The organism is Bradyrhizobium sp. 2TAF24 (assembly GCF_052115025.1).
Classification (GTDB): domain Bacteria; phylum Pseudomonadota; class Alphaproteobacteria; order Rhizobiales; family Xanthobacteraceae; genus Bradyrhizobium_A.
Genome location: NZ_JBFRFW010000006.1, coordinates 90,530 through 113,128 on the forward strand (window position 1 = coordinate 90,530; position 22,599 = coordinate 113,128).

22 protein-coding genes and 1 pseudogene are annotated in these 22,599 nt (G+C 63.0%); 6 read left to right on the forward strand and 17 right to left on the reverse strand.

The genetic code is table 11. The annotated features are described in order from the left end of the window. The first annotated feature begins 82 nt into the window (after positions 1-82). Positions 83-970 carry a LysR family transcriptional regulator gene (locus tag AB4Z37_RS11500; protein WP_441516863.1) on the forward strand — a complete coding sequence of 296 codons (888 nt, stop codon included), beginning with the start codon at positions 83-85 and terminating at the stop codon, positions 968-970. 43 nt (positions 971-1,013) lie between these two features. On the opposite strand, the gene AB4Z37_RS11505 is transcribed toward AB4Z37_RS11500, so the two are convergent. The 10 genes from AB4Z37_RS11505 to AB4Z37_RS11550 form a co-directional block, all read right to left on the reverse strand. After that, positions 1,014-2,315: a bifunctional folylpolyglutamate synthase/dihydrofolate synthase gene (locus AB4Z37_RS11505; RefSeq protein WP_441517046.1), complete on the reverse strand. Its 1,302-nt coding sequence runs from the start codon at positions 2,313-2,315 to the stop codon at positions 1,014-1,016. Positions 2,316-2,475: 160 nt separating this feature from the next. Further along, a complete protein-coding gene (locus tag AB4Z37_RS11510) occupies positions 2,476-3,288 on the reverse strand; it encodes a DUF6671 family protein (protein ID WP_441516864.1) in 813 nt (270 codons plus the stop codon). A gap of 58 nt (positions 3,289-3,346) precedes the next feature. Continuing rightward, positions 3,347-4,450, reverse strand: a complete 1,104-nt coding sequence (gene pyrC, locus AB4Z37_RS11515; RefSeq protein WP_441516865.1) for a dihydroorotase — start codon at positions 4,448-4,450, stop codon at positions 3,347-3,349. Then, complete coding sequence (ilvD, locus tag AB4Z37_RS11520) at positions 4,437-6,173, reverse strand: dihydroxy-acid dehydratase (protein WP_441516866.1); 1,737 nt, start codon at positions 6,171-6,173, stop codon at positions 4,437-4,439. Before ilvD ends, pyrC begins: the two co-directional genes overlap by 14 nt. 268 nt (positions 6,174-6,441) lie before the next feature. Further along, entirely contained in the window at positions 6,442-6,819 is a 378-nt protein-coding gene (locus tag AB4Z37_RS11525) for a tellurite resistance TerB family protein (RefSeq protein WP_441516867.1), read from the reverse strand. 141 nt (positions 6,820-6,960) lie between these two features. Then, positions 6,961-7,551, reverse strand: coding sequence for a hypothetical protein (locus AB4Z37_RS11530; protein WP_441516868.1), 591 nt, complete (start codon positions 7,549-7,551; stop codon positions 6,961-6,963). Between the two features lie 91 nt (positions 7,552-7,642). Beyond that, positions 7,643-9,193 carry a pyruvate kinase gene (locus tag AB4Z37_RS11535; protein WP_441516869.1) on the reverse strand — a complete coding sequence of 517 codons (1,551 nt, stop codon included), beginning with the start codon at positions 9,191-9,193 and terminating at the stop codon, positions 7,643-7,645. Between the two features lie 38 nt (positions 9,194-9,231). Then, positions 9,232-9,984 (reverse strand): tellurite resistance TerB family protein, encoded by a 753-nt coding sequence (locus AB4Z37_RS11540; RefSeq protein WP_441516870.1) that lies wholly within the window; start codon positions 9,982-9,984, stop codon positions 9,232-9,234. A 174-nt stretch (positions 9,985-10,158) separates the two neighbouring features. Next, positions 10,159-11,220 carry a TerC family protein gene (locus AB4Z37_RS11545; RefSeq protein WP_441516871.1) on the reverse strand — a complete coding sequence of 354 codons (1,062 nt, stop codon included), beginning with the start codon at positions 11,218-11,220 and terminating at the stop codon, positions 10,159-10,161. Positions 11,221-11,427: 207 nt separating this feature from the next. Beyond that, on the reverse strand, positions 11,428-12,276 hold the full coding sequence (locus AB4Z37_RS11550) for a universal stress protein (protein ID WP_441516872.1): 849 nt from the start codon (positions 12,274-12,276) through the stop codon (positions 11,428-11,430). Between the two features lie 265 nt (positions 12,277-12,541). On the opposite strand from AB4Z37_RS11550, the gene AB4Z37_RS11555 reads away from it, so the two are divergent. Beyond that, positions 12,542-12,748 carry a LysR family transcriptional regulator gene (locus AB4Z37_RS11555; RefSeq protein WP_441517047.1) on the forward strand — a complete coding sequence of 69 codons (207 nt, stop codon included), beginning with the start codon at positions 12,542-12,544 and terminating at the stop codon, positions 12,746-12,748. Here AB4Z37_RS11555 and htpX read toward each other — a convergent pair. From htpX to AB4Z37_RS11570, 3 genes and pseudogenes are all read right to left on the reverse strand, one after another. Continuing rightward, positions 12,694-13,461 (reverse strand): annotated as a pseudogene (htpX, locus tag AB4Z37_RS11560) (protease HtpX); the annotation flags it as partial. The gene AB4Z37_RS11555 and the pseudogene htpX sit on opposite strands and share 55 nt — an antisense overlap. A 33-nt stretch (positions 13,462-13,494) precedes the next feature. Then, complete coding sequence (locus AB4Z37_RS11565; protein ID WP_441516873.1) at positions 13,495-14,085, reverse strand: hypothetical protein; 591 nt, start codon at positions 14,083-14,085, stop codon at positions 13,495-13,497. A 7-nt stretch (positions 14,086-14,092) separates the two neighbouring features. Further along, entirely contained in the window at positions 14,093-14,419 is a 327-nt protein-coding gene (locus AB4Z37_RS11570) for an HPF/RaiA family ribosome-associated protein (RefSeq protein WP_441516874.1), read from the reverse strand. A 119-nt stretch (positions 14,420-14,538) separates the two neighbouring features. Between AB4Z37_RS11570 and nhaR the strand changes: the two genes are divergently transcribed. Next, on the forward strand, positions 14,539-15,462 hold the full coding sequence (nhaR, locus tag AB4Z37_RS11575; RefSeq protein ID WP_441516875.1) for a transcriptional activator NhaR: 924 nt from the start codon (positions 14,539-14,541) through the stop codon (positions 15,460-15,462). A gap of 456 nt (positions 15,463-15,918) precedes the next feature. Here the strand turns inward: nhaR and AB4Z37_RS11580 are convergent, their stop codons facing one another. Beyond that, a complete protein-coding gene (locus tag AB4Z37_RS11580; RefSeq protein WP_441517048.1) occupies positions 15,919-16,722 on the reverse strand; it encodes an ion transporter in 804 nt (267 codons plus the stop codon). 226 nt (positions 16,723-16,948) lie between these two features. Further along, entirely contained in the window at positions 16,949-17,452 is a 504-nt protein-coding gene (locus tag AB4Z37_RS11585; RefSeq protein WP_441516876.1) for an MgtC/SapB family protein, read from the reverse strand. Positions 17,453-18,364: 912 nt separating this feature from the next. Between AB4Z37_RS11585 and AB4Z37_RS11590 the strand changes: the two genes are divergently transcribed. Continuing rightward, on the forward strand, positions 18,365-18,661 hold the full coding sequence (locus AB4Z37_RS11590) for a helix-turn-helix transcriptional regulator (protein ID WP_441516877.1): 297 nt from the start codon (positions 18,365-18,367) through the stop codon (positions 18,659-18,661). Here the strand turns inward: AB4Z37_RS11590 and AB4Z37_RS11595 are convergent. Then, positions 18,591-19,871, reverse strand: a complete 1,281-nt coding sequence (locus AB4Z37_RS11595; protein ID WP_441516878.1) for a tyrosine-type recombinase/integrase — start codon at positions 19,869-19,871, stop codon at positions 18,591-18,593. The two genes, AB4Z37_RS11590 and AB4Z37_RS11595, sit on opposite strands and share 71 nt — an antisense overlap. 294 nt (positions 19,872-20,165) lie before the next feature. Next, a complete protein-coding gene (gene guaA / locus AB4Z37_RS11600) occupies positions 20,166-21,761 on the reverse strand; it encodes a glutamine-hydrolyzing GMP synthase (protein WP_441516879.1) in 1,596 nt (531 codons plus the stop codon). Positions 21,762-21,912: 151 nt separating this feature from the next. On the opposite strand from guaA, the gene AB4Z37_RS11605 reads away from it, so the two are divergent. Next, a complete protein-coding gene (locus AB4Z37_RS11605; RefSeq protein WP_441516880.1) occupies positions 21,913-22,095 on the forward strand; it encodes a hypothetical protein in 183 nt (60 codons plus the stop codon). A gap of 47 nt (positions 22,096-22,142) precedes the next feature. Beyond that, on the forward strand, positions 22,143-22,514 hold the full coding sequence (locus AB4Z37_RS11610; protein ID WP_441516881.1) for a nuclear transport factor 2 family protein: 372 nt from the start codon (positions 22,143-22,145) through the stop codon (positions 22,512-22,514). Positions 22,515-22,599: the final 85 nt, after the last annotated feature.

Sequence of the window (22,599 nt, forward strand, 5' to 3'; positions counted from 1 at the left end):
GCGACCTATCAATTACCGCCACGTGCGGGTTCTTAATAATACAAAGATTGCAGCACTTAGTTCGTTTCTGTAAAACCATGCGATGGCAACCCTCAACTATCACCACCTGCGCTATTTCTGGGCCATCGCGCATGAGGGCAGCCTCACCCGCGCTGCCGATCGGCTGAATCTCTCGCAATCGGCCCTCTCGGTGCAGCTCGGCAAGCTCGAGCTGCAGCTCGGCCATCCGCTGTTCGACCGAACCGGCAAGCGCCTCGTGCTCACGGAGGCCGGTCGGATCGCCCTCGACTATGCAGACACCGTCTTCCAGGCCGGAGACGAGCTGGTGAGCACGATGAAAGGGCGGCCGGTGGATCGGCGGCAGGCGTTCCGGGTGGGCGCGTTGACCACGCTCTCCCGCAACTTCCAACTGGAGTTCCTGAGCCCGCTCGTGGGTCGGGCCGACGTCGAACTGATCATCCGCTCGGGCGCCATGCGCGACCTCCTCGCCCAGCTGGAAACGCATACGATCGATGTCGTGCTCGCCAACAGCGCGCCACAGCACGATGCGCGGTCCGATCTTCGCAGCCATCTGCTTGCTCAGCAGCCGGTCGCGATTGTCAGGCGACCCAGTGCTGAACCTTTTGCATTCCGTTTCCCGGACGACCTGCGGTCGCAGCCCATCCTGTTACCGAGTCTCGACAGCGAGATCCGCATCGGTTTCGATCGGATCCTCGAACTCGCCGGTGTGCGCCCTATTGTTTTTGCCGAAGTGGACGACATGGCGATGTTGCGGCTACTGGCTCGCGACAGCGATGGACTGGCGCTCGTGCCGCCGATCGTGGTGCGCGACGAGCTCGCCGCCGGCCTGCTCGTCGAGGTCTGTCCGGTCCCGAACCTCAGCGAGACGTTCTACGCGATCACCCAGAAACGCCGCTTTCCGAATCCCTTGCTCGGGGAGTTGCTCACGCGGGCGGCGAACGGAAAATGATTCCGCTGTTTCGGTCGGTGCAGCTGCGGCGGCGTCAGCCTTTTCACCTCGGCCAGGTTTCCAGGTCCATCGCCAAGACTTCTCCGGCGAGATAGAGCGAGCCGGAGATGACCACATGCGGTGGCGGTCCGGCGTCCGAAAGCGCCAAATCGAGAGCCGACGAAACGTCCGGCCGAACCTCCGCGTAAAGGCCCGCACGCCGCGCCACGTCCAACAGGATCGCCCGATCGGCCGCCGCGGTCGCATCAAATCCCACCAGGAACAGCTTTAGGGGAGCGATCGAACACAACGCCGCGAAGATGCCTTCAAGGTCTTTGTTGGCGAGGACGCCGAGAATGACCGCCAATGGCCGCCCGTCGCTCGCTCTGAGGTCGCGGAGCGATCGGGCTAGCGATTCAAACGCATGCGGATTGTGGGCGCCATCGAGCCAGAGATCGGCCCCTCGTGCTGCCGCTCGTGTGGCCAGCGGCCCCGCCGTCAAGGACTGCATCCGGGCGGGCCACGAGGCGCGTCTCAGTCCGTCCTCCAAGGCGGCGTCCGGCAGGCCGAACTTGCGGGCCACGGCGATCGCGAGCCCGGCGTTGGCGACCTGATGCGCGCCCACCAGACGACCGCGGGGCAAGGCCATGACGCCAGCAGAGTCCTGATAGCGGATGCGGTCGCCTTCCGTCCTTGAATCGAAGTCCCGGCCAGCCAGCATGAGCGGCGCTCGCGCGCTCTCCGCCGCTTGCCTGATGACGACCGAGGCGCCCTCGACCTGGCGAGCGGAAAAGCAGGAAACGCCGGGTTTGATGATGCCGGCCTTTTCCCCAGCGATCTCCGCGATCGTCTCGCCAAGAAACTCGCAGTGGTCCAAGGCGACCGGCGCGATGGCCGTGATCGCCGGACGCTCGATGACGTTCGTTGCGTCATAACGCCCGCCCAGACCCACCTCGACAAGGCAGAGATCAGCGGGGGTCTCCGCGAACGCCAGCAACGCCGCCGCCGTCGTGATCTCGAAGAATGTGATCGGCTCTCCCTCGTTCGCCGTTTCAATCCGCGCCAGCACCTCGGCCAGATGCTCCTCCGAAATCAGTTCCCCGGCCAGCCGGATCCGCTCCGCGAAACGGACGAGGTGCGGTGAGGTGTAGACGTGCGTGCGCAAGCCGCCAGCTTCAGCGATGGCGCGCAGGAACGCGATGGTCGAGCCTTTGCCGTTGGTCCCCGCCACATGAATCACCGGTGGCAGACGACGCTCAGGGCCTCCCAATTTCGCGCAGAGACGTTCCATGCGAACAAGCGACAAATCGATCAGCTGCGGGTGCAGCGCGCGCAGTCGCTCCAGCGCCGCGTCGTGAGCTCGCAGACCGTCGGTCACGAGGGACAGTCCACCGGGACCGGCGGTGAAGTTCGGGCTTCGGCAGTCCTGACCAAAGCCGGCCACCACGTCCGCCCTTTGCACCACGCCGTCCGAGCAGCATCACGCCGCGACGACGATTTGGAATCGGAACAAGCCGGCCGCTGCCTCATGGATTGCACTCCGGGCAATACTGCGCCGGCGCACGAAGCAACCCGTCGGACCGAGGCCGTTCCTCACGACAACCGCACGCCGAACAGCCGTATTCCTCGGCGAGCACCATCTCGGTGGGTGTGCCGCAGGCCTCGCACGTCAATCCGACCCGCGACCCCGTACGGCCGAAGCCGGGCGCGGCACACGCAGGGCACGGTGTCACGAGCCGGCGAGCGAGGCGATCCGACAGCGCCGCGAGGCTCTTCATTCGCGTCGGATTGAGGTGGGCGCGCATGTCGGTCTCGAGCCGGGCACGGCGATCCGAGGATGCGGCAGCGGCCGTCGCGATCGCGCGCGCGAGGCTTTCCCGGTCGGTGATGCCTTTGGCGAGAGCGGCTGTCACCGGACCCTCATTCGCCCGCACGATCAGGGCGTGGCTCGGGAAGCCGACCCTTTCGAGGAACGCGTCCAGGGCGTCGCCTGGCGAGACGACGAGATGGCCGAAGTTGGTCGCGTCGGCGATGAGGCTTTCGCTGACGACGATCCCCCTCTCGTCATCGATGAACACCAGGAGCTCCATGCCCGCGGCGAAGAACGGGATCGCCGGATGAGGACCGAACGAGCCTTCGCTGGCGAGCCCAAGCGGTAATCCAGCGCCGCGCATGCCCAGCCTCGCCTTACGCACCGCAACCTCGAGCATCGTCCCCTGCCGGGCGATTTCGCCCGAGAACGTCCCGAGTTGATCGGTATCGAGACCGGACGCGGGTACTACGGCCAGATCAAGGGTCGCGTTCAGGGCCGGCGCGATCGCCTCTTCCTTGCGATGCATGGTAGCGAGAACGGCGCTACGACCTGCGTAAGGACGTCGTTCATCAATCGCGGCTCGCTCATGTCGGCGCATCGATCGATCCCCGATACGTCCAGGCCATGGACGCGCCGGCCTGGAACGGCACGACTTGGTCGCCAGCAGCGGCGAAGACCGATGGCGCCCGCCATTGTGTCCGTTCAAGGACGATCGAGCCTGCGTTGAGCGGGAGGCCGTAGAAGCGGGCGCCATTTTCGGACGCGAACCCTTCGAACCGGTCCAGCGCCCCTTCCTCATCAAACACCGTTGCGTAACTCTGCAGGGCGACGGGCGCGTTGAAGATGCCGGCGCAGCCGCAGGCGGACTCTTTGTCACGGACCGCGTGCGGCGCTGAATCGGTGCCGAGGAAGAACTTCGGATTTCCCGAGGTCGCCGCGCGGCGCAGCGCCAGACGATGCCGCTCCCGCTTCGCCACCGGCAGGCAGTAGAGATGCGGTCTGATGCCGCCCTCGAACATCGCGTTGCGATTGATTATCAGGTGGTGTGGCGTGATCGTGGCGCCGACGTTCGGCCCGGCGGCCTCGACGAAGGCCACGGCTTCGGCGGTGGTGATGTGTTCGAGGACGATCTTGAGAGCGGGGAAGCCTGCGACGACCTTCGCAAGCACACGGTCGATGAAGACGGCTTCGCGGTCGAAAACATCGACGTCGTGGTCCGTAACTTCGCCGTGCAGCAGCAACGGCATCCCCAGGCGCTGCATCACCTTCAGCACAGGGGCGATGCGAGCCACGTCCGTCACACCGTGCGCGGCGTTGGTGGTCGCATGCGCAGGGTAGAGCTTGGCCGCGGTGAATACGCCCGACTTGAAGCCGCGCTCGATTTCCGCCGGGTCGATGTCGTCGGTCAGATAGGCCGTCATCAACGGCGTGAAGGCGAGGCCCGGCGCGACGGCTGCCTGAATGCGGGTGCGATACGCTTGCGCCGCGGCCACCGTCGTCACCGGCGGATCGAGGTTCGGCATGATGATTGCCCTGGCGAACTGACGGGCGGTCTCGTTGACCACGGCCGCGAGCATCGCGCCGTCGCGCAGATGCACGTGCCAATCGTCGGGCTGGCGAAGGACCAGGCGTTGCGCGGTCGACGATTCCCTAGTCGTGGCTCCGGCGCCTGGATCAGATATCCGCATAGACATGCTCTTCCGCCGCCGCGCCGGGATGGGTCACCGCCCCCTTGCCCGCCGGTCCGACCGTCTGAGCGTAACGCCACAGCGCCCCCGACTGGAAGGCATGCCGGCGCGGCTGCCACCGCTCGCGGCGCGCCGCCAGCGCGTCGGGATCGAGGCGGAGCGAGAGCGTCCCTCGCTCCGCGTCGATGTCAATCACATCGCCATCCTCGATTAGCGCGATTGGACCGCCGACCGCGGCTTCCGGGCCGACATGACCGACGCATAGGCCGCGCGTCGCGCCCGAGAAGCGGCCATCGGTGATCAAGGCCACGTCCTCGCCCATGCCCTGGCCATAAATGGCCGAGGTGGTGGACAGCATCTCGCGCATGCCGGGCCCGCCCCGCGGCCCCTCATAGCGGATCACCAGCACCTCGCCCGCCTGGTAGCGCCGCTGCATGACAGCTGCGAAGGCGTCCTCCTCCCGGTCAAACACGCGCGCCGGACCGCTGAAGACAAGCGTGCGCAGGCCCGCCACCTTTACGATCGCCCCTTCAGGCGCAAGATTTCCGGAAAGGCCGACCAGGCCGCCGGTCGGCGACAGCGGCTGCGTTGCCAGGCGGACGACGTCCTGATTGTCAGGCACACGCACGCCTTCCAAATTCTCGGCCAGGGTGCGGCCGGTCACGGTCAGACAATCCCCGTGCAGGAAGCCGCCGTCGAGGAGGGCTTTCAGCACCACCGGCACGCCGCCAATGTCGTGCACGTCCTTGGCGAGATAGCGTCCGCCGGGTTTCAGATCGGCGATCAGCGGCGTGCGCCGGAACACCGCGGCGACATCGAAAATATCAAAGGCGATGCCGGCCTCGTGCGCCATGGCGGGCAGGTGCAGCGCGGTGTTGGTCGATCCCCCCGTCGCCGCCACGACCGCCGCTGCATTCTCGAGTGACTGGCGCGTGACGATGTCGCGCGGCCTGAGGCCCCGTTCGAGGAGTGCCATCACCGCGCGACCGGACGCGTCCGCGAAGCGGTCACGCGACTCGTAAGGCGCAGGCGTGCTGGCCGAACCCGGCAGGGCGAGACCGATCGCCTCCGACACATAGGCCATGCTGTTGGCGGTATACTGACCACCGCACGAACCTGCTGATGGGCATGCGACCATCTCCAGCTCGGCGAGGTCCGCATCACTCATAGTTCCAGCGGCGTTGGCTCCGACCGCCTCAAACACGTCGAGCACCGTCACGTCCTTTCCGCGGAACCGTCCCGGCAGGATCGAGCCGCCGTAGAGGAATACCGAGGGGACGTTGAGGCGCAGCATCGCCATCATAAGTCCCGGCAGGGTCTTGTCGCAGCCGGCGACCCCGACGAGGGCGTCGTAGCAATGACCGCGAACGGAGAGTTCGACCGAGTCGGCGATGACTTCCCGGCTGACCAGCGACGCCTTCATGCCGGCATGGCCCATCGCGATGCCGTCGGTCACGGTGATTGTGGTGAACTCGCGCGGCGTGCCGCCGGCCGCCGCTACGCCCTTCTTGACCGCCTGCGCCTGGCGGGACAGCGAGATGTTGCAGGGAGCCGCCTCATTCCAGGTCGTTACGACGCCAACGAACGGTTGGGAAATCTCGCGCTGGGACAGGCCCATGGCGTACAGAAACGAGCGATGCGGCGCGCGCTCGGGACCTACCGTCGTATGCCGGCTCGGCAGTCCTTTTCGGCTCTTTCCAGCTCCTTCAGAATGATCGTCCACGATTTTACCCCTGCGTTAGGTACGCCCAGGGGTCCTGCGGCTTGATTGTGTGCCGAAAACGACCAGCCCGAACGTCTTGAGGTGCGAGCAATCCATGCCGGAGCAGGCCAAATCAGCTCGTAGCCTGATCTGCGCCGAGGGTAGACAAATTCGTGCCTTCTGTTGAATACAAAGATTGCAAGGCATCGTTCTGTTTATGTGATCGTCAAAGCTCGGCCGGTCAGCCCCTTCAGACGTTGAGCACCCGTTTGATGCCGACACAGCCGATCTAAGGCGCGTCAGCGATATCGAATTCGGCCGGATCGAGCTCAAGCACCTCGCAGATGCGGATAGCCGTTCTGCGCTCCTCGGCATCGAAGCCGCCATCGGCGGCGGCGATCGCGCAGCAGGCCTCGACCAGCAGCGCGGGGTAGCGCGCCGCGCCCTTGAGCCGTGCGACGGCCTCGAACGCAGCCGCCTCGCCATCCCTCTGGTCGGTAGCGAACCGCTTGGTCAACGCTTCGAAGGTCGCGATGACATCGTCGAGCCCGAACGCGGCGATCGGATCGAAGCCGCGGATCAATCCGAGCATCCGATCATGCTCCTCCGCCGTCACCCAGCCATCGGCGTAAGCGACGAGCGCGCAGCCCGCGATGATACCTTCCATAAGGTGCTCGTTCTGAGCGCGGTGAACCTCGTCTGCGAAGTCTTCCCAGGAGCGTTTGGAGAAGCGGCGAAGGGAACGACGATAGGGCACGGTTTGTCCTTTCATTTTGGGGTCTTCGTGGCTCGGCTTAGGTCCGCCGGATTAGTCAAGGATGGTCGAACATGCTTGAGCGCCGCTTCTTGCGCCGATAATCGTGGTCATCGTCATTCCACTTGCGCCGGCCTTCGGGCCGCAGCGACCGTCCCGGATTGAATGTGTCGCGCCCAGTTGTGCCTGGGCTCGAGGGTCGCTTGGGTCGACCTCGCGCGCCACTCGCAACTGAACAAGACCCCTGTCTATAATGCCTTCTCCCTGTCGAAAACGTCTGTGTTCCTGGTCGGCCGCCTGTATCAGGAGCAGCATGCCAATGGCCTGCATCCTGCCCAATACCCGGCAGACCCGGCGAACGTCTGTCACGCCGGCGGCAGACTTCGTGGTGCTGCGCGCCGGGTACATCTTGACCGCCGTGACGATCCCGTCGGCAAAGCCTTGAGCTATGTCCTTCGGCTCCGTCTCATCGGTCAGGAAACATGTCATGAGCGGTTCGAATCCGGATCCACTTGGCAAGACGCGCCGGATACGATCGCAATAGGCAGCCGCCCGCGCGGCCGTCCTCAACGGTGGATCGAGGTTCGGCATGACGATGGCGCGTCCGAACGTGCGCGCCGTCCAGGGCAGCGCCATGTGCAGCATCGCATCATCCCGAAGGTGTACGTGCCAGTCGTCGGGTCGACGGAGCGTTATCTCATTCACACCAGGGTCACGTTCGCCCCGCTTCACGAGTTTAACGCGCACCTTTCGGTCCGATCCAGAGCGCCAGCGGCTCGAGTCTCGCCGTCTTCTTCGAATGGTGGCGATCCATGCGATGGAGCACATTGTCGAGAAAACGCACTGCCTCGACGATGAATGGTCCTTTGTTGAGCATCACGCATTCAGCGCGCTGCGCCATCGCCGCATCGGTTACTTCCGCCCGGCTGGGTGCTCCTTCTTCAACCATGCCGGCCAAGACCTGGGTCGCCCAGATGACCGGCACATGGGCTGCCTCGCAGAGCCATAAGATATTCTCTTGGACTTCGCTGATTCGCTCGAAACCAAGTTCGACCGCCAGATCTCCTCGCGCGATCATGACCGCCAGTGGCTGTTGCCCGGCGCCCTGCACGACCAGACCCGGAAGGCTCCTAACGGCAAGCGCGGTTTCGATCTTGATCACTAAGGGCTGCACGGGACGTCCGCCGCGTCGTGCTGCCAATTCTCGCTGAATAAGTGTGATGTCCGACGGACGCTGAACGAAAGAGAACCCGACGAGGTCGGCATTCTCTGCAACGAAATCGAGATCGCGGAAATCCTTCTCGGTCAGAGGTGGAAGATCGAGCGCGGTATCCGGGAAGTTCAGTCCCTTGTTGAGCCTGAGCTTCACTCCCTTGCTGCGCGTCTGCTCGACGCGAAGCATCGCGCCGTCCGGCTCGAGCCTTTCGACACGCGTTGCGATGCGGCCATCGTCGATGAAGATCCGTGCTCCGACCTCAAGTTGATCAAGAATCGCCGGGAACGTCATCCGGATGACGACGGCGCCAGTCTCCACCTGAGCCGGCATTCGACCTACCAACAGGAGAAGGTCACCGCGGTAGAGCCGCGTCTTCTTCGGCGCGAAGACTTCAGCGATCCGGCATTTGGGGCCGGCTACATCCATGAGGATCCGGCAGCCCCTATCTTGATCGGTCGCCGCAGCGCGGCTGTTCTCGATCATGGCCGCCCAGATCTCTGGCCCATCATGCGCGCAGTTGATGCGCAGGCAATCTGCCCCGGCGCGAATGATATCGGCGACCAGGGCGCGATCTTGACCGGCCCTGGTCGGCAAGGTCACCATGATCCGCGTGCCGGGACCGTGCGGATCGTCTCCGAAAATCCTAGCTTGCTCTCGCCTCAAAATTCGCTTTCCGTTCAGGAAGTCTAAGGGGGTGGGATCGGACACCGCGGGCTGACCGGCCAACTCGGCCAGCCTCGCGCAGACGGCGTCAAGTGTTGCCATAACGCGTCCCTCACTCCGTCCGAGCGACGTCAGTCCAAGCGCCGAGAGCTGATGCTGTAGACCGCTCAAATCATGGCGCCGAAACGCCAGATACTGCGCGAGATTGATCGCTCCGGGCAGAAAGCTCCGCCGCGCCACCTTGGGGGTCCAGTCCTCCACAATGGTTTGGCTCTCCCGAATGACGACAGCTCGGATGCGAACCATCGTGGACAGGAGGCGCTTCGCGGATACCTTCCGGTCTGCCTCACGGGAGCGGCGCGCAGAAGGACCTTTCAAGCTCGAACGTTGGTTCGCATTCAGCGTCATCAGTTCTCCGATCGCGCGGCTCAAGCCGCCTGCTCGAGTTATCCGCGGCCGACGGCCTCGATGTTCCTGCGCAGGGCCGGATCAAGTTCAAGCTTGCTGGCAAGATCATCGAGCCATGCCCTCTCTGTCGGTGTATCGGCATCGATGGCGACAAACGCCGCCAGGTAGACTTGTGCGGCCGCCTCTGGACCTCTCGCGGTCGCCGCGAGCTGGTCCGGTGTGTCGGGGCGCGCGATCAGGGACTCAAGATAACTTCGTTCCTCGCTTGAGAGGCCGCTGGCTTCGACGCGCTCGACCAGACGGGCGCGCTCGGTTTCGTCAAAGCGACCGTCGGCCATAGCCGAAGCGATCATCGCGCGTAGCAAGAGAGTGACGGTGCCATCCCGTGGCATCGCATCCGGAGGTGAGAGAAAGCCGCGCGAAGCTTCTTGCGGCGCATCGGCCTGACCCGGAATGAGGCCACCAAGCATGTCGCTGACGCTTTGCGGTATCAGCGGCTTGCCGGCACGGTAATTGCTGTACGCCTTGTAGGCGAGCCCACCGAGCAGGGCAGCACCGCCGATTTGCATAGCGCCGCCGGCAAACTTCCGCGCGTGCTTCGAGGTCAAGAGCGTACCGGCCAAACCGCCTGCGAGCGCGCCGGTGCCGAGCGCACCCACATTGGCACCGAAGAAATCGCCGAGGCCCGCTCGTCCGCCTCGATCGGCCGGTTGAGCACCTTCCACGCCGCTTTGACCTGTCGTCGGGCTTCCCGACAGCACGGTGGTCAACAGCTTGTTCACATCGATCATATCGTTCTCCTGTGATGGACTGGCAGGTTCGCGCCTATCGGCATCCTGCGGGTTACCGTCGAGCGCGCTGCGGCGGGCGATGACGTTTCATGAGTGTCGGCATCGATGCACCAGGCGGGGGCGGCGAAGGGTGCAATGATGTGCGCGACAGAGCAGGCGGAACATCAATGGTCATTAATCGTCTCCTGCAGGGCGAGTGGAGGGCCGTGTTCCAATGGTATCCGGGAGCGGAGACGTCGGGCCGTGGATGGCGGCTTCGTCTGTCGCGGCCGTGCGGGTTTTCCATAGCGAGAACAGGACGCCGCCCGCGATGAGGGACAAGGTCACGCCGAGCGAGATCGCGGGGTCGGCCTTGCCGACGATCTGGTTCCAGAAAATCTTGGCGCCGATGAAGACGAGGACGATGGCGAGCGCGTATTTCAGATACTCGAAGCGGTGCACCATGGCGGCGAGGGCGAAATAGAGGGCGCGCAGCCCGAGGATCGCCATGATATTGGCCGTGAACACGATGTAAGTGTCGGTCGTGATGGCGAAGATCGCCGGCACCGAGTCGACCGCGAACACGAGGTCGGCGATGTTGATCACGACGAGCGCCAGGAACACGGGCGTCGCGAAGCGCGCGAGCTTACCCGTCTCCGGATCGAGCTTGCGGACGAAGAAGTGCGAACCGTGCAACTCGGCCGAGACACGCATGCGCTTGGACAGGAAGCGCACGATCGGATTCTTCGACACGTCCTGCTCGCTCTCTCCCATGACGAGCATCTTGATCCCCGTGGCGATCAGGAAGGCGCCGAAGATATAGAGCACCCACTCGTACTGCTGCACGAGCGCCGCGCCGAGCCCGATCATGATGCCGCGCAAGACCAGCACCGCGAGGATACCCCAGAGCAGCGCGCGGTATTGGTACTTTGCGGGAATGGCGAAGTAGCTGAAGATGAGCGAGATTACGAAGACGTTGTCGATCGAGAGCGCCTTCTCGAGGGCATAGCCCGTGAAATACTCCATGCCCGAGGTCGGGCCCATGGACCACCACAGCCAAGCGCCGAACACCAGCGCGATCGCGATGTAGAACGCGGACAAGATCAAGCTTTCGCCGACACCGAGTTCTTTGTCTTGCTTGTGAAGAACGCCGAGGTCGAAGGCGAGCAACGCGCCGACGATGCCGAGGAAGGCGAACCAGAGCCAGACAGACTTGCCGAGGAAATCGCTGATCAGGAAGTCGGCGAGCAGTTCCATGGTAATCCTTACTTTTCGGGTGTTTAGGAGCACCCGTTGAATGCGTCACAGGCCTAAGATTGCGTCCATGCTCAATTGCCAGCAGGGCCCGAACCTTTCGGGAGCGCCTGAGACGGTGGCGAGCGGCCCCAATTGCGATTGCGCCAATGGCTCTTGTTGGCGTTGTCGTCCTGGTTCTCGCCGTTGCGCAGCGGTGAAGGCAGCATCTCAATGCGAGAGCAGCACTGGCAGCGGCGGGTTGGCGACAATGGTCTTTGTCGCGCCGCCCAGGATGAAGTCGCGCATGCGCGAGTGCCCGTAGGCTCCCATCACGAGCAGGTCGAGGCTGCGCGCGGTTGCATAGTCTTCGAGAGCCTGCCCGATTGTCCGGCCGGCGGCCTCTTCTTCCTCGAGAACAATTTCGATGCCATGACAGGCGAGATGCTTCGTCAGTTCCGCGCCTGAGCTCTTCGTGTCCATCGTTTTTATTGGGGTGATCGTCACCACCCGCACGGTTTTGGCGCGCTGCAGGATCGGGAGGGCATCCGCCACAGCCCGTGCCGCGGGCCGGCTGAAATCCCACGCCACGCCGACGATATCGAGGGAAAGGGAGTTGCTACGTTTGGGCACTTCCGGGAAGACGATCGTCGGTCGTCCGGAGCCGAAGATCACGCACTCGGCGACATATTGCTGTTGCTCTGCCTGCTCGCCGATCGGGATCATCGTGACGTCGTGCATTCTGGCGCGTGCAGTCACGATGCCCGGGATCTGCAAGGTGGTGCATGACACCATGATCGGCGGGTGTACAATGCCGCGCTTCGTCGCCATGCCTTCGAACGCACCGATCAGATCCCGGGCATTCGCCACACTTTTCTGCCGCTCGGCCGCAATCATCCCCGGGATGTCGAGCAGCTTGTTCGCCAGCACGTTGCCGACATTCGGAATCTCTATTTTGAAAGTCAGCGCCGAGATACTCGCGCCCAGCGCCCCAGCAAAGTCGACCGCTTGCTCGACCGCCGCAACTGCGGTGGGTTCGGGATAGCTGCTCAATGGAAGCATGACGTCGGTGAAAGCCATTCTCTCAACTCCCAGCGGGGTGTCCTGATGGTTCGGGACGGCACCGCCCTGTTGTGCCGTCGTTGTTCGTCAGCCCGCATGGTGTCTGTTCCTCCCCGTCCCTTTGGCCATGCGCGGATTGCTGAGCATGTGCGGAATGTGGGCTCAATTGATCATCAAAAAAAGCAGATTATTCGTAGTGCTTTGATCCAAAAAAACTGCGGGTGGGAATGGCCGGTCGTGTTGAATTACAGGTAGCTGCATTATCTCTGGAGGGTCATTAAAACTGGCAGCGTCGCGCGCGCAGCCAACCATCAGCGTCCAGATCGGAACGCTCAAAGAAGCGCTCGGAACCGCGTTATTCCGCCGCGCGAGGCGACGACTGGAGCTGACCGTGCTGGGCCAATTGGCTCTTGAACCGAGTCTTCGATTCGATACCTACGACCACCTCATCGAGGGAAGAGGGCCCGGGTGCAGCGCCGCCAGGCGATGAAGAGCGGCGATCATGTGCCGCCGGCCGGCGAGCTCGGCGCCGCCCCGGTCGGCGCGGAATTTTCGGTGGCGGGAGAACCACACGACGATGATGGATGCGAGGATGCCCAGCATCAGTTCAGCGACGATCATGGTGACGAAAAAAGCCGGGCCGTGGCCGCGTTCGGTCTTGAACACCACCCGATCCACCATGTGGCCGATGACCCGGGACAGGAACATGACGAAGGTGTTCACCACGCCTTGGATCAGCGCCATTGTCACCATGTCGCCGTTGGCGGCGTGCGACACCTCGTGCCCCAGCACCGCCTCGGCCTCTTCCCGGCTCATCTGCTGCAGCAGCCCGGTGGACACCGCGATGAGGGAGGCGTTCTTGTTCATGCCGGTGGCGAAAGCGTTGACCTCCGGCGACTCGTAGACGGCAACCTCCGGCATCCTGATGCCGGCGGCCTGGGCCTGGCGGGCGACGGTTCGCACCAGCCATTGTTCCGTCGGCGTGCTCGGCTGGGTGATGACTTGGGCGCCGACTGCCCTCTTGGCAGTCCATTTCGAGAGGGCCACGGAAATGAAGGCGCCGCCGAAGCCGAAGACGGCAGCGAAGATGAACAAAGCGTTGAGATTGAGGCCCTGTTCATTGAGGTAGGGCTCGACCCCCAGCAAGCGCAGGGTGACCGACAGCACCAGCACCACGGCCAAGTTTGCTGCTAGAAAAAGCGCTGTGCGTTTTACGCGGTACTCCTCGCCGAATTCCTACTGAGCCAGAACCTTCAATCGAACTTCCACGCGCCCTTCCGCTTGGCGCAGCAGCGAGAGCTCGATCGACTCTTGGCCGGCCCTGAAGCTGTGATGTTCAGCTTCCAGCGTTGCATCCGTTACCTCCTGGGCGTATCCCGCCGCAGCGAAGCCTTGAACGTAATGCGCGCGCACGGAGTCGAACGCCCCGCGCCCCGCGTAGCGGACCTCCACCGTCTTCTCCCCCCGCGCAAAATGGCTGCGCACCAAACCGGGAAAGCGCGGTACCGGCCCAACATCGGCGCCACTCACGTCGCTCGCCGGCGGTTCTCCGACGAGACCCGGCACCCACTGGCCGACCTGTTCTTTCACGCCGGGCGCCATCTGTTCGATCTGCGTCATAGCCTCGCCGGCAAGGCGCTTGCCCGCCTCGGTCGCCGTCGGAAACTGCCCCCACAACCAGGATAGGAGCGCGATCCCGGCCCAGGTAAACACACCGAGGATTCCGAGAACGGCCGCACCAAGGATCAGCCAGGTGCGCGCACGCACCTTGCGCAGAGCCGAGGCGGCCCGCGCCGAGAACTGGTGCTCATGGAGGGGTCTGCGCATCACTACCTCACGGAGCCCGGTCATTAAAGGTTTCGCGCACGCGCAGCAGGCGTCGGGCCAGAGTCCGCTTGGCCCGAGCCGCGGCGCGATTTACCGCGACATGGAAGTCCGCTTCGGTTTCCTCGACGACGATATCGGGCAGCCCGTTCAGACGAACTCGCAGATTGCAGCGTTGGTCTATGCCGCCCTTCGGTCCGTTGACATCCGACAGGCGCACGACCACGCCGCGAATGCGGTCCTGAAATTGGGACAATTCGAAGCCCAGCCGATGCTCGACATGCCCGCGCAGGCCGTCGGTGAGTTCGACGCCATGCGCCTGAATATCGATCTTCATCAATCCTCCACCGACCCGGATCCTGAGCGTGTGCAGAATATGGGCTTGATTGATCACCTAAAAAATCAGATTATTAAGTGTGCTTTGATCGAAAAAACCTGCGGATTGGATAACCAGTCGTGTTGAACTACAAGCAGCTGCACTATTTCTTGAGGGTCGCGAAGGCGGGCAGCATCGCGCGAGCCGCCGAGCAACTACGCCTCGCGCCACAGACCATCAGCGCGCAAATCGGCACGCTGGAGGAAGCGCTCGGAACAGAGCTGTTCCGCCGCGCCGGGCGGCGACTGGAACTGACCGCGGCGGGGCAGTTGACCCTCTCCTACGCCGACGAGATCTTCCAGATCGGCAGAGAGCTGGAAGAAACTGTGCGCAATCGCCCCGGCAGCAGCGACATGCTGTTTCGGGTGGGGGTGGCCGATGTGGTTCCCAAGTCGGTAGCCTATCGGCTGCTGGCCCCGGCACTGGGTAGTGCCGGGCGCGTGCGGCTTATCTGCCGGGAGGACAAGCTGGAACGGCTGTTCGCGGAACTCGCCATTCACAAGGTGGATCTCGTGATCGCCGACCGGCCGCTGCCCTCCGAATTGGGCGTGAAAGGCTACAGCCACTCTCTCGGGCGCACACCTATCGCCTTCTATGCCGTGCCCGGACTTGCCGCGCGGTACCAGGAGGGCTTTCCGCGATCGCTGGACGGCGCACCCATGCTGATCCCAAGCGACGGCGCAACAATGCGGGGGGCGCTCACGCGGTGGTTTAGCGAACATCAGATCGAGCCGCGCATTGTCGGCGAATTCGACGACACCGCGCTGATGAAGGCCTTCGGCAAGGCGGGCGCAGGCATTTTCCCTGCACCCGCGATATTGGCCGACGAGATCCGAGAACAGTACGGAGCCGAGATCATCGGCCGTGCCGACAGCGTCGCAGCGAGGTATTACGCCATCTCGGTTGAACGCAAACTGACCCATCCTGCCGTCGTTGCGATCAGCGAAGCAGCGAAGACGGACCTGTTCGTCGACGACAGAGTTCCGCTCCCAGCAGGGGGCTGATCTTCGCGATCGTCATCGCGAAGACGAAGGTGAGTGCTGCCCGTCAAGGCGAGCACCCTTCTCGGGAACAGTCGAGTTGAGCATACGCCATCCGATCTTCCGCCGTTCAATTCCGAAAGCTGGAAGTGGCGCCGAGCACGAGCGCTGCTTCGGTCGCTGCGAGGCGATTTAGGTTTACCGGCACATGCTTGTCCTCGCCAGCAAATACGGCGAGGAGCGGCCTCAAGATCAGACATCCATAGGAGGGCATATCCCCCGCGCAACTACCTGCCGCCAATAACAATGGGAAATTTCGAATACGCAACAATTTGAGCTGACGCACAACTTCCTTTTAATGCCTACAGATTAAAGTTGTTTCTTGTTAAATCGGACTAGGATCAAGGAAAATTTTCGGCTACAAAGATGACGCGCGTGGCAAACTTTAGCGTTCGATCTCGCCTAGGCCGCGCGCCGTCATCATCGGCGCGGATCGGCTCCGGGCTTGTCGCCAAGCTGCGCGACTTCCAGCCGAAGCGCACGCAATTCGCTCATGATTTCCGACCGTTCGCTCCGGAGTTCCTCGGCCGTGGTTTCCTGCGCATCCGGCTCTCCCGCCTCATGCTGACGCTGCATCGCATCGACCACGATTCCGATGAACAGATTCAGCACCGTGAACGAGGTGATCAGAATGAACGGCACGAAAAACGCCCATGCCAGGGGATAGGTTTGCATCACCGGGCGGACGATGCCCATCGACCAGCTTTCCAGCGTCATGATCTGGAACAGCGAATAGGCCGATGCGCCGATCGTGCCAAACCATTCAGGAAAATCAGCCCCGAACAGCTTGGTCGCCATCACCGAAAATACGTAATAGACCAGCGACAACAGCCCTAGGATCGAGGCGATTCCGGGCACGGCGGCCAAGAGGGCCCCGACCACCCGCCGCATCGAAGGCACCGCAGACACCAGCCGCAGCACTCGCAGAATCCGCAGCGCCCGCAGCACTGCAAGGCCCCCGGTCGTCGGCAGTAGCGCAATTGTCACGATGCCCAGATCGAACAGGTTCCACGGATCCTTGTGGAACCGCAAGCGGTAGACAACCAGCTTAGCCAGCAGTTCTGCGACGAATACCCCAAGGATGAGCCGGTCCAACAACAGCAACAGCGGTCCGACCGTAGCCATGACCCTGGAGCTTGTCTCGAGGCCCAGCGTGATGGCGTTGAGCACAATCAGCGCGATGATGGCACGCTGGAACTGCGCCGATTCCAGCACCCCCTGCATCTTGCCAAGAAATCCGCCCTGGCGCGGCTCAATGTGGCGCAGGTAGGTTTCCTGGCTGCGCTTCTTCTTGTTGGTTGCGGTCACTAATCTTGATCCTTCGCGCTTGTTCTGGAATGGTTGCCAGCACATCCCCCGACATGGTCAATGCAAACCCGTTCCCGTCGCCCGGACGTCCGTCCGCGTTCGCCAAGCTGCGACCGCGTCTTGCCCGGTGCGGCAGACCCGGTCACGGTGTCGGACCATTTTGATCGGTATTGGTCCGTTTGGTAGACGGCAAGATGTAGGGCATCACCGCCAGGACGATCAGCACGATCACCGTCGACAGGGCTGCGGTGGCCTCCAGCCCAAGCCCCGCGGCCATACCGATTCCCGCTGTTGCCCAGATGCTTGCCGCCGTGGTCAGCCCTTGGGTTCTTTGCTGCACGGTGCCGATGATGATCGCACCGGCCCCAAGAAACCCAATGCCCTGGACCACACCTTGCAGGACCCGCGACATGTCCGACAGCAGCATGCCGCTCTGCAATGGGCCGATGACGAAAAGCGCGGTGCCGACGGCCACCAGCATATGGGTCCGCACGCCGGCGCTTTTTGCCTTCAGTTCGCGTTCGTATCCGAGGATTGCGCCCAGGATCGCGGCCATCAACAGGCGCAGCGTGATGCGGGTCATGGTGGACAGATCGGGAATGTCGGAAAATTCGCTGGCGATAGTTGTCCAGATATCCTGCCACATGGTCGATTTCCTTGTGCTGTCGATTCCGCCAGGGCTTTTCTCTACGCTGCCTCCATCATGCTCCTTGTTCGACACATCGCCAGAGCTTCATGAGTTTCGAATCCGGCTCTAAAGGAGCGGGGGTGCGGTCACGGCGAGCTTTTCCTTGCAGGTGCAGGAAGTTTGTGCGGCCTCGCGACACCGTCTCAATTAGTTCGGCGATCTGGCCTGCTGCCAGTTTCACGGACGCCGAGTCAAGGTGGTAAGATCGGAGGTGGTGGAGGCCCAACAGCAGCGACGGCGAGAACGCATAAGTAATGTCACGCAATCACACAGCGGCCGCTCTCGTCCGCAACATCGCCGCTCAGTGCCCCACCACCAACTACTGGTCTCCACCTACATCTCGCCCATCGCGGATCAGCAAAGGTTACGTTTTCCGCTGATATAGCTGATATAGTTGCAGGCGTAAACACCATGGGTTGGGTTCGACCGACCTTCATCTAATCCGCCCAGCCGAAGGGCGAATTTGCCGGTATCATCAGTCGTAGTAGCTTTGGTGAGTCTCGGATGCTTTCGGCGGGGCTCGCAGATTGACGGCTAGATTTTCAGAGTGCTCCAGCGGAAACGTAGTTATCACTTTCATCTACGCTGGGGCGCCATCTACGCTAGGCTGCGACCGCTAACCCTACGATGCGATACCGTGCGCATCTGCATCCAGTCGTCTTCCCACGAAGCGCCGCGCCCGACACGATTCGAACTTGTGACCTTACCTTCGGAGCCGCATCTTTTAGGAGATGAGTGCATCGATCACCGGCCAGACAACCTTCTTTCTGTACGCCACAGTATCCTGCTATCCGACGTCTGAATTTCTGCCCTTCCCTTTCGGGGCCTATCGCGCTCATTTCCTCAATAGGAGGAGTTGAGGAGACGAAGATGGCTCAGCGGAATGACGGCCCGATCAAGCGGACTATCCGTCGACACCAACTACACGAAATGGTGCCGCTCGCTGACAGCACCATTTACGAGATGGAACAGCGCGGGGAGTTTCCCCGGCGCTTCGCTCTCTCGCCGCGCTGCGTCGTATGGGATCTGGCGGAGGTCGAAGCCTGGCTGGCCTCGCGCCGATCAACTCCTATTGCCCGCGCGCAATCGCCCGATGTCAGGCACCGGCGGTCGCGGCCTGTTCGAGAGCTGGGTCGGGCTCAAACAGCGGCATCGAAGGCGGGATGAGTACTGGCATGCGCTTCTTGCCTTCGGCCCAGGCGTCGATGATATCCGACCACTCCTGCATCATATGGCGGCGCTGCACTTCGTACTCCGCCTTGTTGTAGACTCCGCGTGATGAACGGCCGTCCTCATGCGCCAGGCATTTCTCGATCCAATCGCTGTTGAAGCCCAGTTCATTGAGCAGCGTGGATCCCGTCCTTCGAAGATCGTGAACCGTGAACGGCTCCAGAGGCAGACCTTCCTTCTTCGCCTGCTCGACCACCGCATACGTAACGCGATTGAAGGTCGCGCGCGACATCGGGGCGTCTGCGTCATAGCGCGACGGCAACAGGTATCTCGAATTCCCGGCGCAGGTCTTCAGCGCGATCATGATGTCGAGGACCTGGCGCGACAGGTAGACGTTATGTGCTTTCGAGCGCTTCATCCGCTCCTTCGGGATCGTCCAGACGGCGTTCTCGAAATCGACCTCATCCCAGGTCGCGTCCTGCAGTTCGCTCTTGCGCACCATCGTCTGCAGGTAGAGACGCATGCCGAGCCGGATAGTCGGCAGCGTCGCCACCTTCTCGAGCAGCTTGAGCATGATCCTGATCTCGGTCGGCGAGAGCGACCGGTCCTTCGGCACGAAGGTCGCGATGGAAGACGGCCCCACATCGTCAGCGGGGTTGGCGACCTTCTCGCCGTGCAAGATCGCGAAGCCGTAGATCTGCTTGACGATGTCGCGGACGTGAATTGCCGTCGCCGGCGCTCCGCGCTCGACGATGGCGCCGCAATGCGCTCGAAGATCGTCGGGCGTGATCTCGGTCAGAAGCCTATTACGCCATTTGGGTAGCAGATCGCGCTCGAAGATCGATCGGCGCATCGCCCGCGTGCTTTCCGCCATCGGCGCCGCGGTCAGCCATTTCTCGCCGAACTCGCCAAAGCTCTTCGCTTCCAGAAGCCGGCGCTTCTCCCGCTGCTTTTCGATCGCCGGCGACCGCCCTTCGCTGATGGCTCGCTTGGCGTCGATGCATAGCTCGCGAGCGCGAGCGAGCGACAGGCCGGCCGGGCCGTACTTGCCGAACGTGACGGTCTCACGCCGCCCGTTCATCCGGTAATCCAGCCGAAAAGTGAGGGTCCCCGATGGCTTCACAAGCACATACATGCCGTCCCGGTCCGTCACCTTGTAAATTTTGTCTTTTGGTTTCAGGTGTTTAAGGGCTGCATCCGTCAGCATTTGAGCCGCCTCCGCGAAAAAAGACCGTCAGGCTGTTTTCGGGCGCCATCTGAACAAAATCTCTTTTTTATACAGCTAGTTAGATCAAAAAAAAAGACCGTCAAGGGCGCTCAGACCCTGACGGTATCGGACAAATTCCGCTTTCGCAAGAGAGAGGCGTACCGTCAGCGAGTACGTCAGCCGCCATCTCTGCCGGCCGATAGACCCTGAACGTCTATGGATGATTATGTTTTGGTTATCAGCGTGTTACGTCGTATTCTGGCGTGTCGCCGGATACTCCCGGCAGGGCCAAAATCATTCCCACTCAATCGTCCCCGGCGGCTTGGACGTCACGTCGTAGACCACGCGGTTGACGCCCTTCACCTCGTTGATGATGCGCGTCGCGGTGGCGCCCAGGAAGCGCATATCGAAGGGATAGAAGTCGGCGGTCATGCCGTCGGTCGAGGTCACGGCGCGCAGGCCCACGACATAGTCGTAGGTGCGGCCGTCGCCCATCACGCCCACGGTCTTCACCGGCAGCAGCACGGCAAACGCCTGCCAGATGGTGTCGTAGAGCCCGGCGCGGCGGATCTCCTCGATGTAGATCGCATCGGCCTTGCGCAGGATGTCGAGCTTGTCGCGGGTGATCTCGCCGGGGCAGCGGATGGCGAGGCCCGGACCCGGGAACGGGTGGCGGCCGACGAACACGTCCGGCAGGCCGAGCTCGCGGCCGAGCGCGCGTACCTCGTCCTTGAACAGCTCGCGCAGCGGCTCCACCAGCTTCATGTTCATGCGCGCTGGCAAGCCGCCGACATTGTGGTGCGACTTGATGGTCACCGACGGGCCGCCAGTGAACGACACGCTCTCGATGACGTCGGGATAGAGCGTGCCCTGCGCCAGGAAATCGGCGCCGCCGATCTTCTTGGCTTCCGCCTCGAACACGTCGATGAACAGCTTGCCGATGGTCTTGCGCTTCACCTCGGGATCGGTGACGCCTTCCAGCTCGCCGAGGAATTGCTTCGACGCATCCACATGCACCAGCGGGATGTTGTAGTGGTCGCGGAACATGTCCACCACCGTCTCGGCTTCAGCGAGACGCAAGAGGCCATGGTCGACGAACACGCAGGTGAGCTGGTCGCCGATCGCCTCGTGGATCAGCACCGCCGCCACCGCGGAATCGACGCCGCCGGACAGGCCGCAGATCACCCGGCCCTTGCCGACCTGCGCACGGATCTTCTCGATCGCTTCCTCGCGGAAGGCGCGCATGGTCCAGTCGCCGGTCAGCCCCGCGACCTTGCGCACGAAGTTGCGCAGCAGTTTTGCGCCGTCCGGCGTGTGCACCACCTCGGGGTGGAACTGCATGGCGTAGAACTTGCGGGCATCGTCGGCGATCACCGAGATCGGCGAACCCGCCGCCTTGGCGACGCCGCGAAAACCTTCGGGGAGCTTGGTGACGCGGTCGCCATGGCTCATCCACACCTCGTACTGACCGCCCTTGTGCCAGACGCCGTCGAACAGCGCGCAGTCGTCGGTGACCTCGATGGTGGCACGGCCGAATTCGCGGTGATGCCCCGCCTCCACCGTGCCGCCGAGCTGCTGCGCCATGGTCTGCTCGCCATAGCAGATGCCGAGCACCGGGATGCCCGCGGTCAGAATCGACATCGGTGCGGATGGGGCGTTGTCGTCGAGCACGGACGCCGGCCCGCCGGACAGGATCACGGCCTTGGGCTTCATCTCCTGGAAAGCGGATTCCGCCTTCTGGAACGGCACGATCTCCGAATACACGCCCTCCTCGCGGACACGCCGCGCGATGAGCTGCGTCACCTGGCTGCCGAAATCGACAATCAGAATCTTGTCATGTTCCGGCGCCGTGAAGGCTGCCGGGCGGGAGGTCTGGCTGTGTGCTGTCATGGACAGCAAATACGCGACCCGCGGCGATCCGGCAACCGGGCAAATGCGGTGCCCACACTCTTTGGCGGCCGGACCTGCTCTCATGTCGGGCAGGGCGTTTCTCGATGGAGGGACTCCGCGCTCCCCTTGAGGGCGCCTCGACAAGAAGCCGATGAAACAGAGCCTCTGTTCTGAGTTCGTCATGGCCGGGCTTGCCCCGGCCATGACAGAGAAAGCGGATTATTTTCTTGCTTCGGCAAAGACTTACGGATTCGGGCTGCAGGAACGATACGGCAGGCAGCGGAGCGCCCGGGCCGTGGATGCCTGCGGAAGCGTGATGGACAGCGCCATATAGGTAAGTAATACTGACATAATTAGAACCGCAACCAGGGAGGAAACCCCATGCCATCGCCCTTCCCCACCGCCGACCTCGAAGCCCTCGGCCGCGACTGGGTCGCCGCCTGGAACGCCGGCGACCTCGAGCGGGTGCTGAAACTCTACGCCGACGACTGCGAGATGAGCTCGACGGTCGCCATCCGCCTCGGTGCCGCGCCGGACGGCATCGTCCGCGGCAAGGAGGCGCTGCGGCGCTACTGGGCCCATGCCCTCGCCATGATCACCGGGCTGCATTTCACCCTGATCGACACCTTCGTCAGCCCGGACAGCCTCGTCGTATTCTACGCCAACGAGCGCGGTCAGAAGATCTGCGAATACCTGCGGCTGAATGCGGCGGGTAAGATCGTCCAGGGCTCGGCGAACCATCTGGGGCATTGAGGGGCGTAGCATCAACGCAGTCTCTCCCCTCGTCCTGAGGAGCGCGCGAAGCGGGCGTCTCGAAGGACGAGGCCCGGGCGCTTCC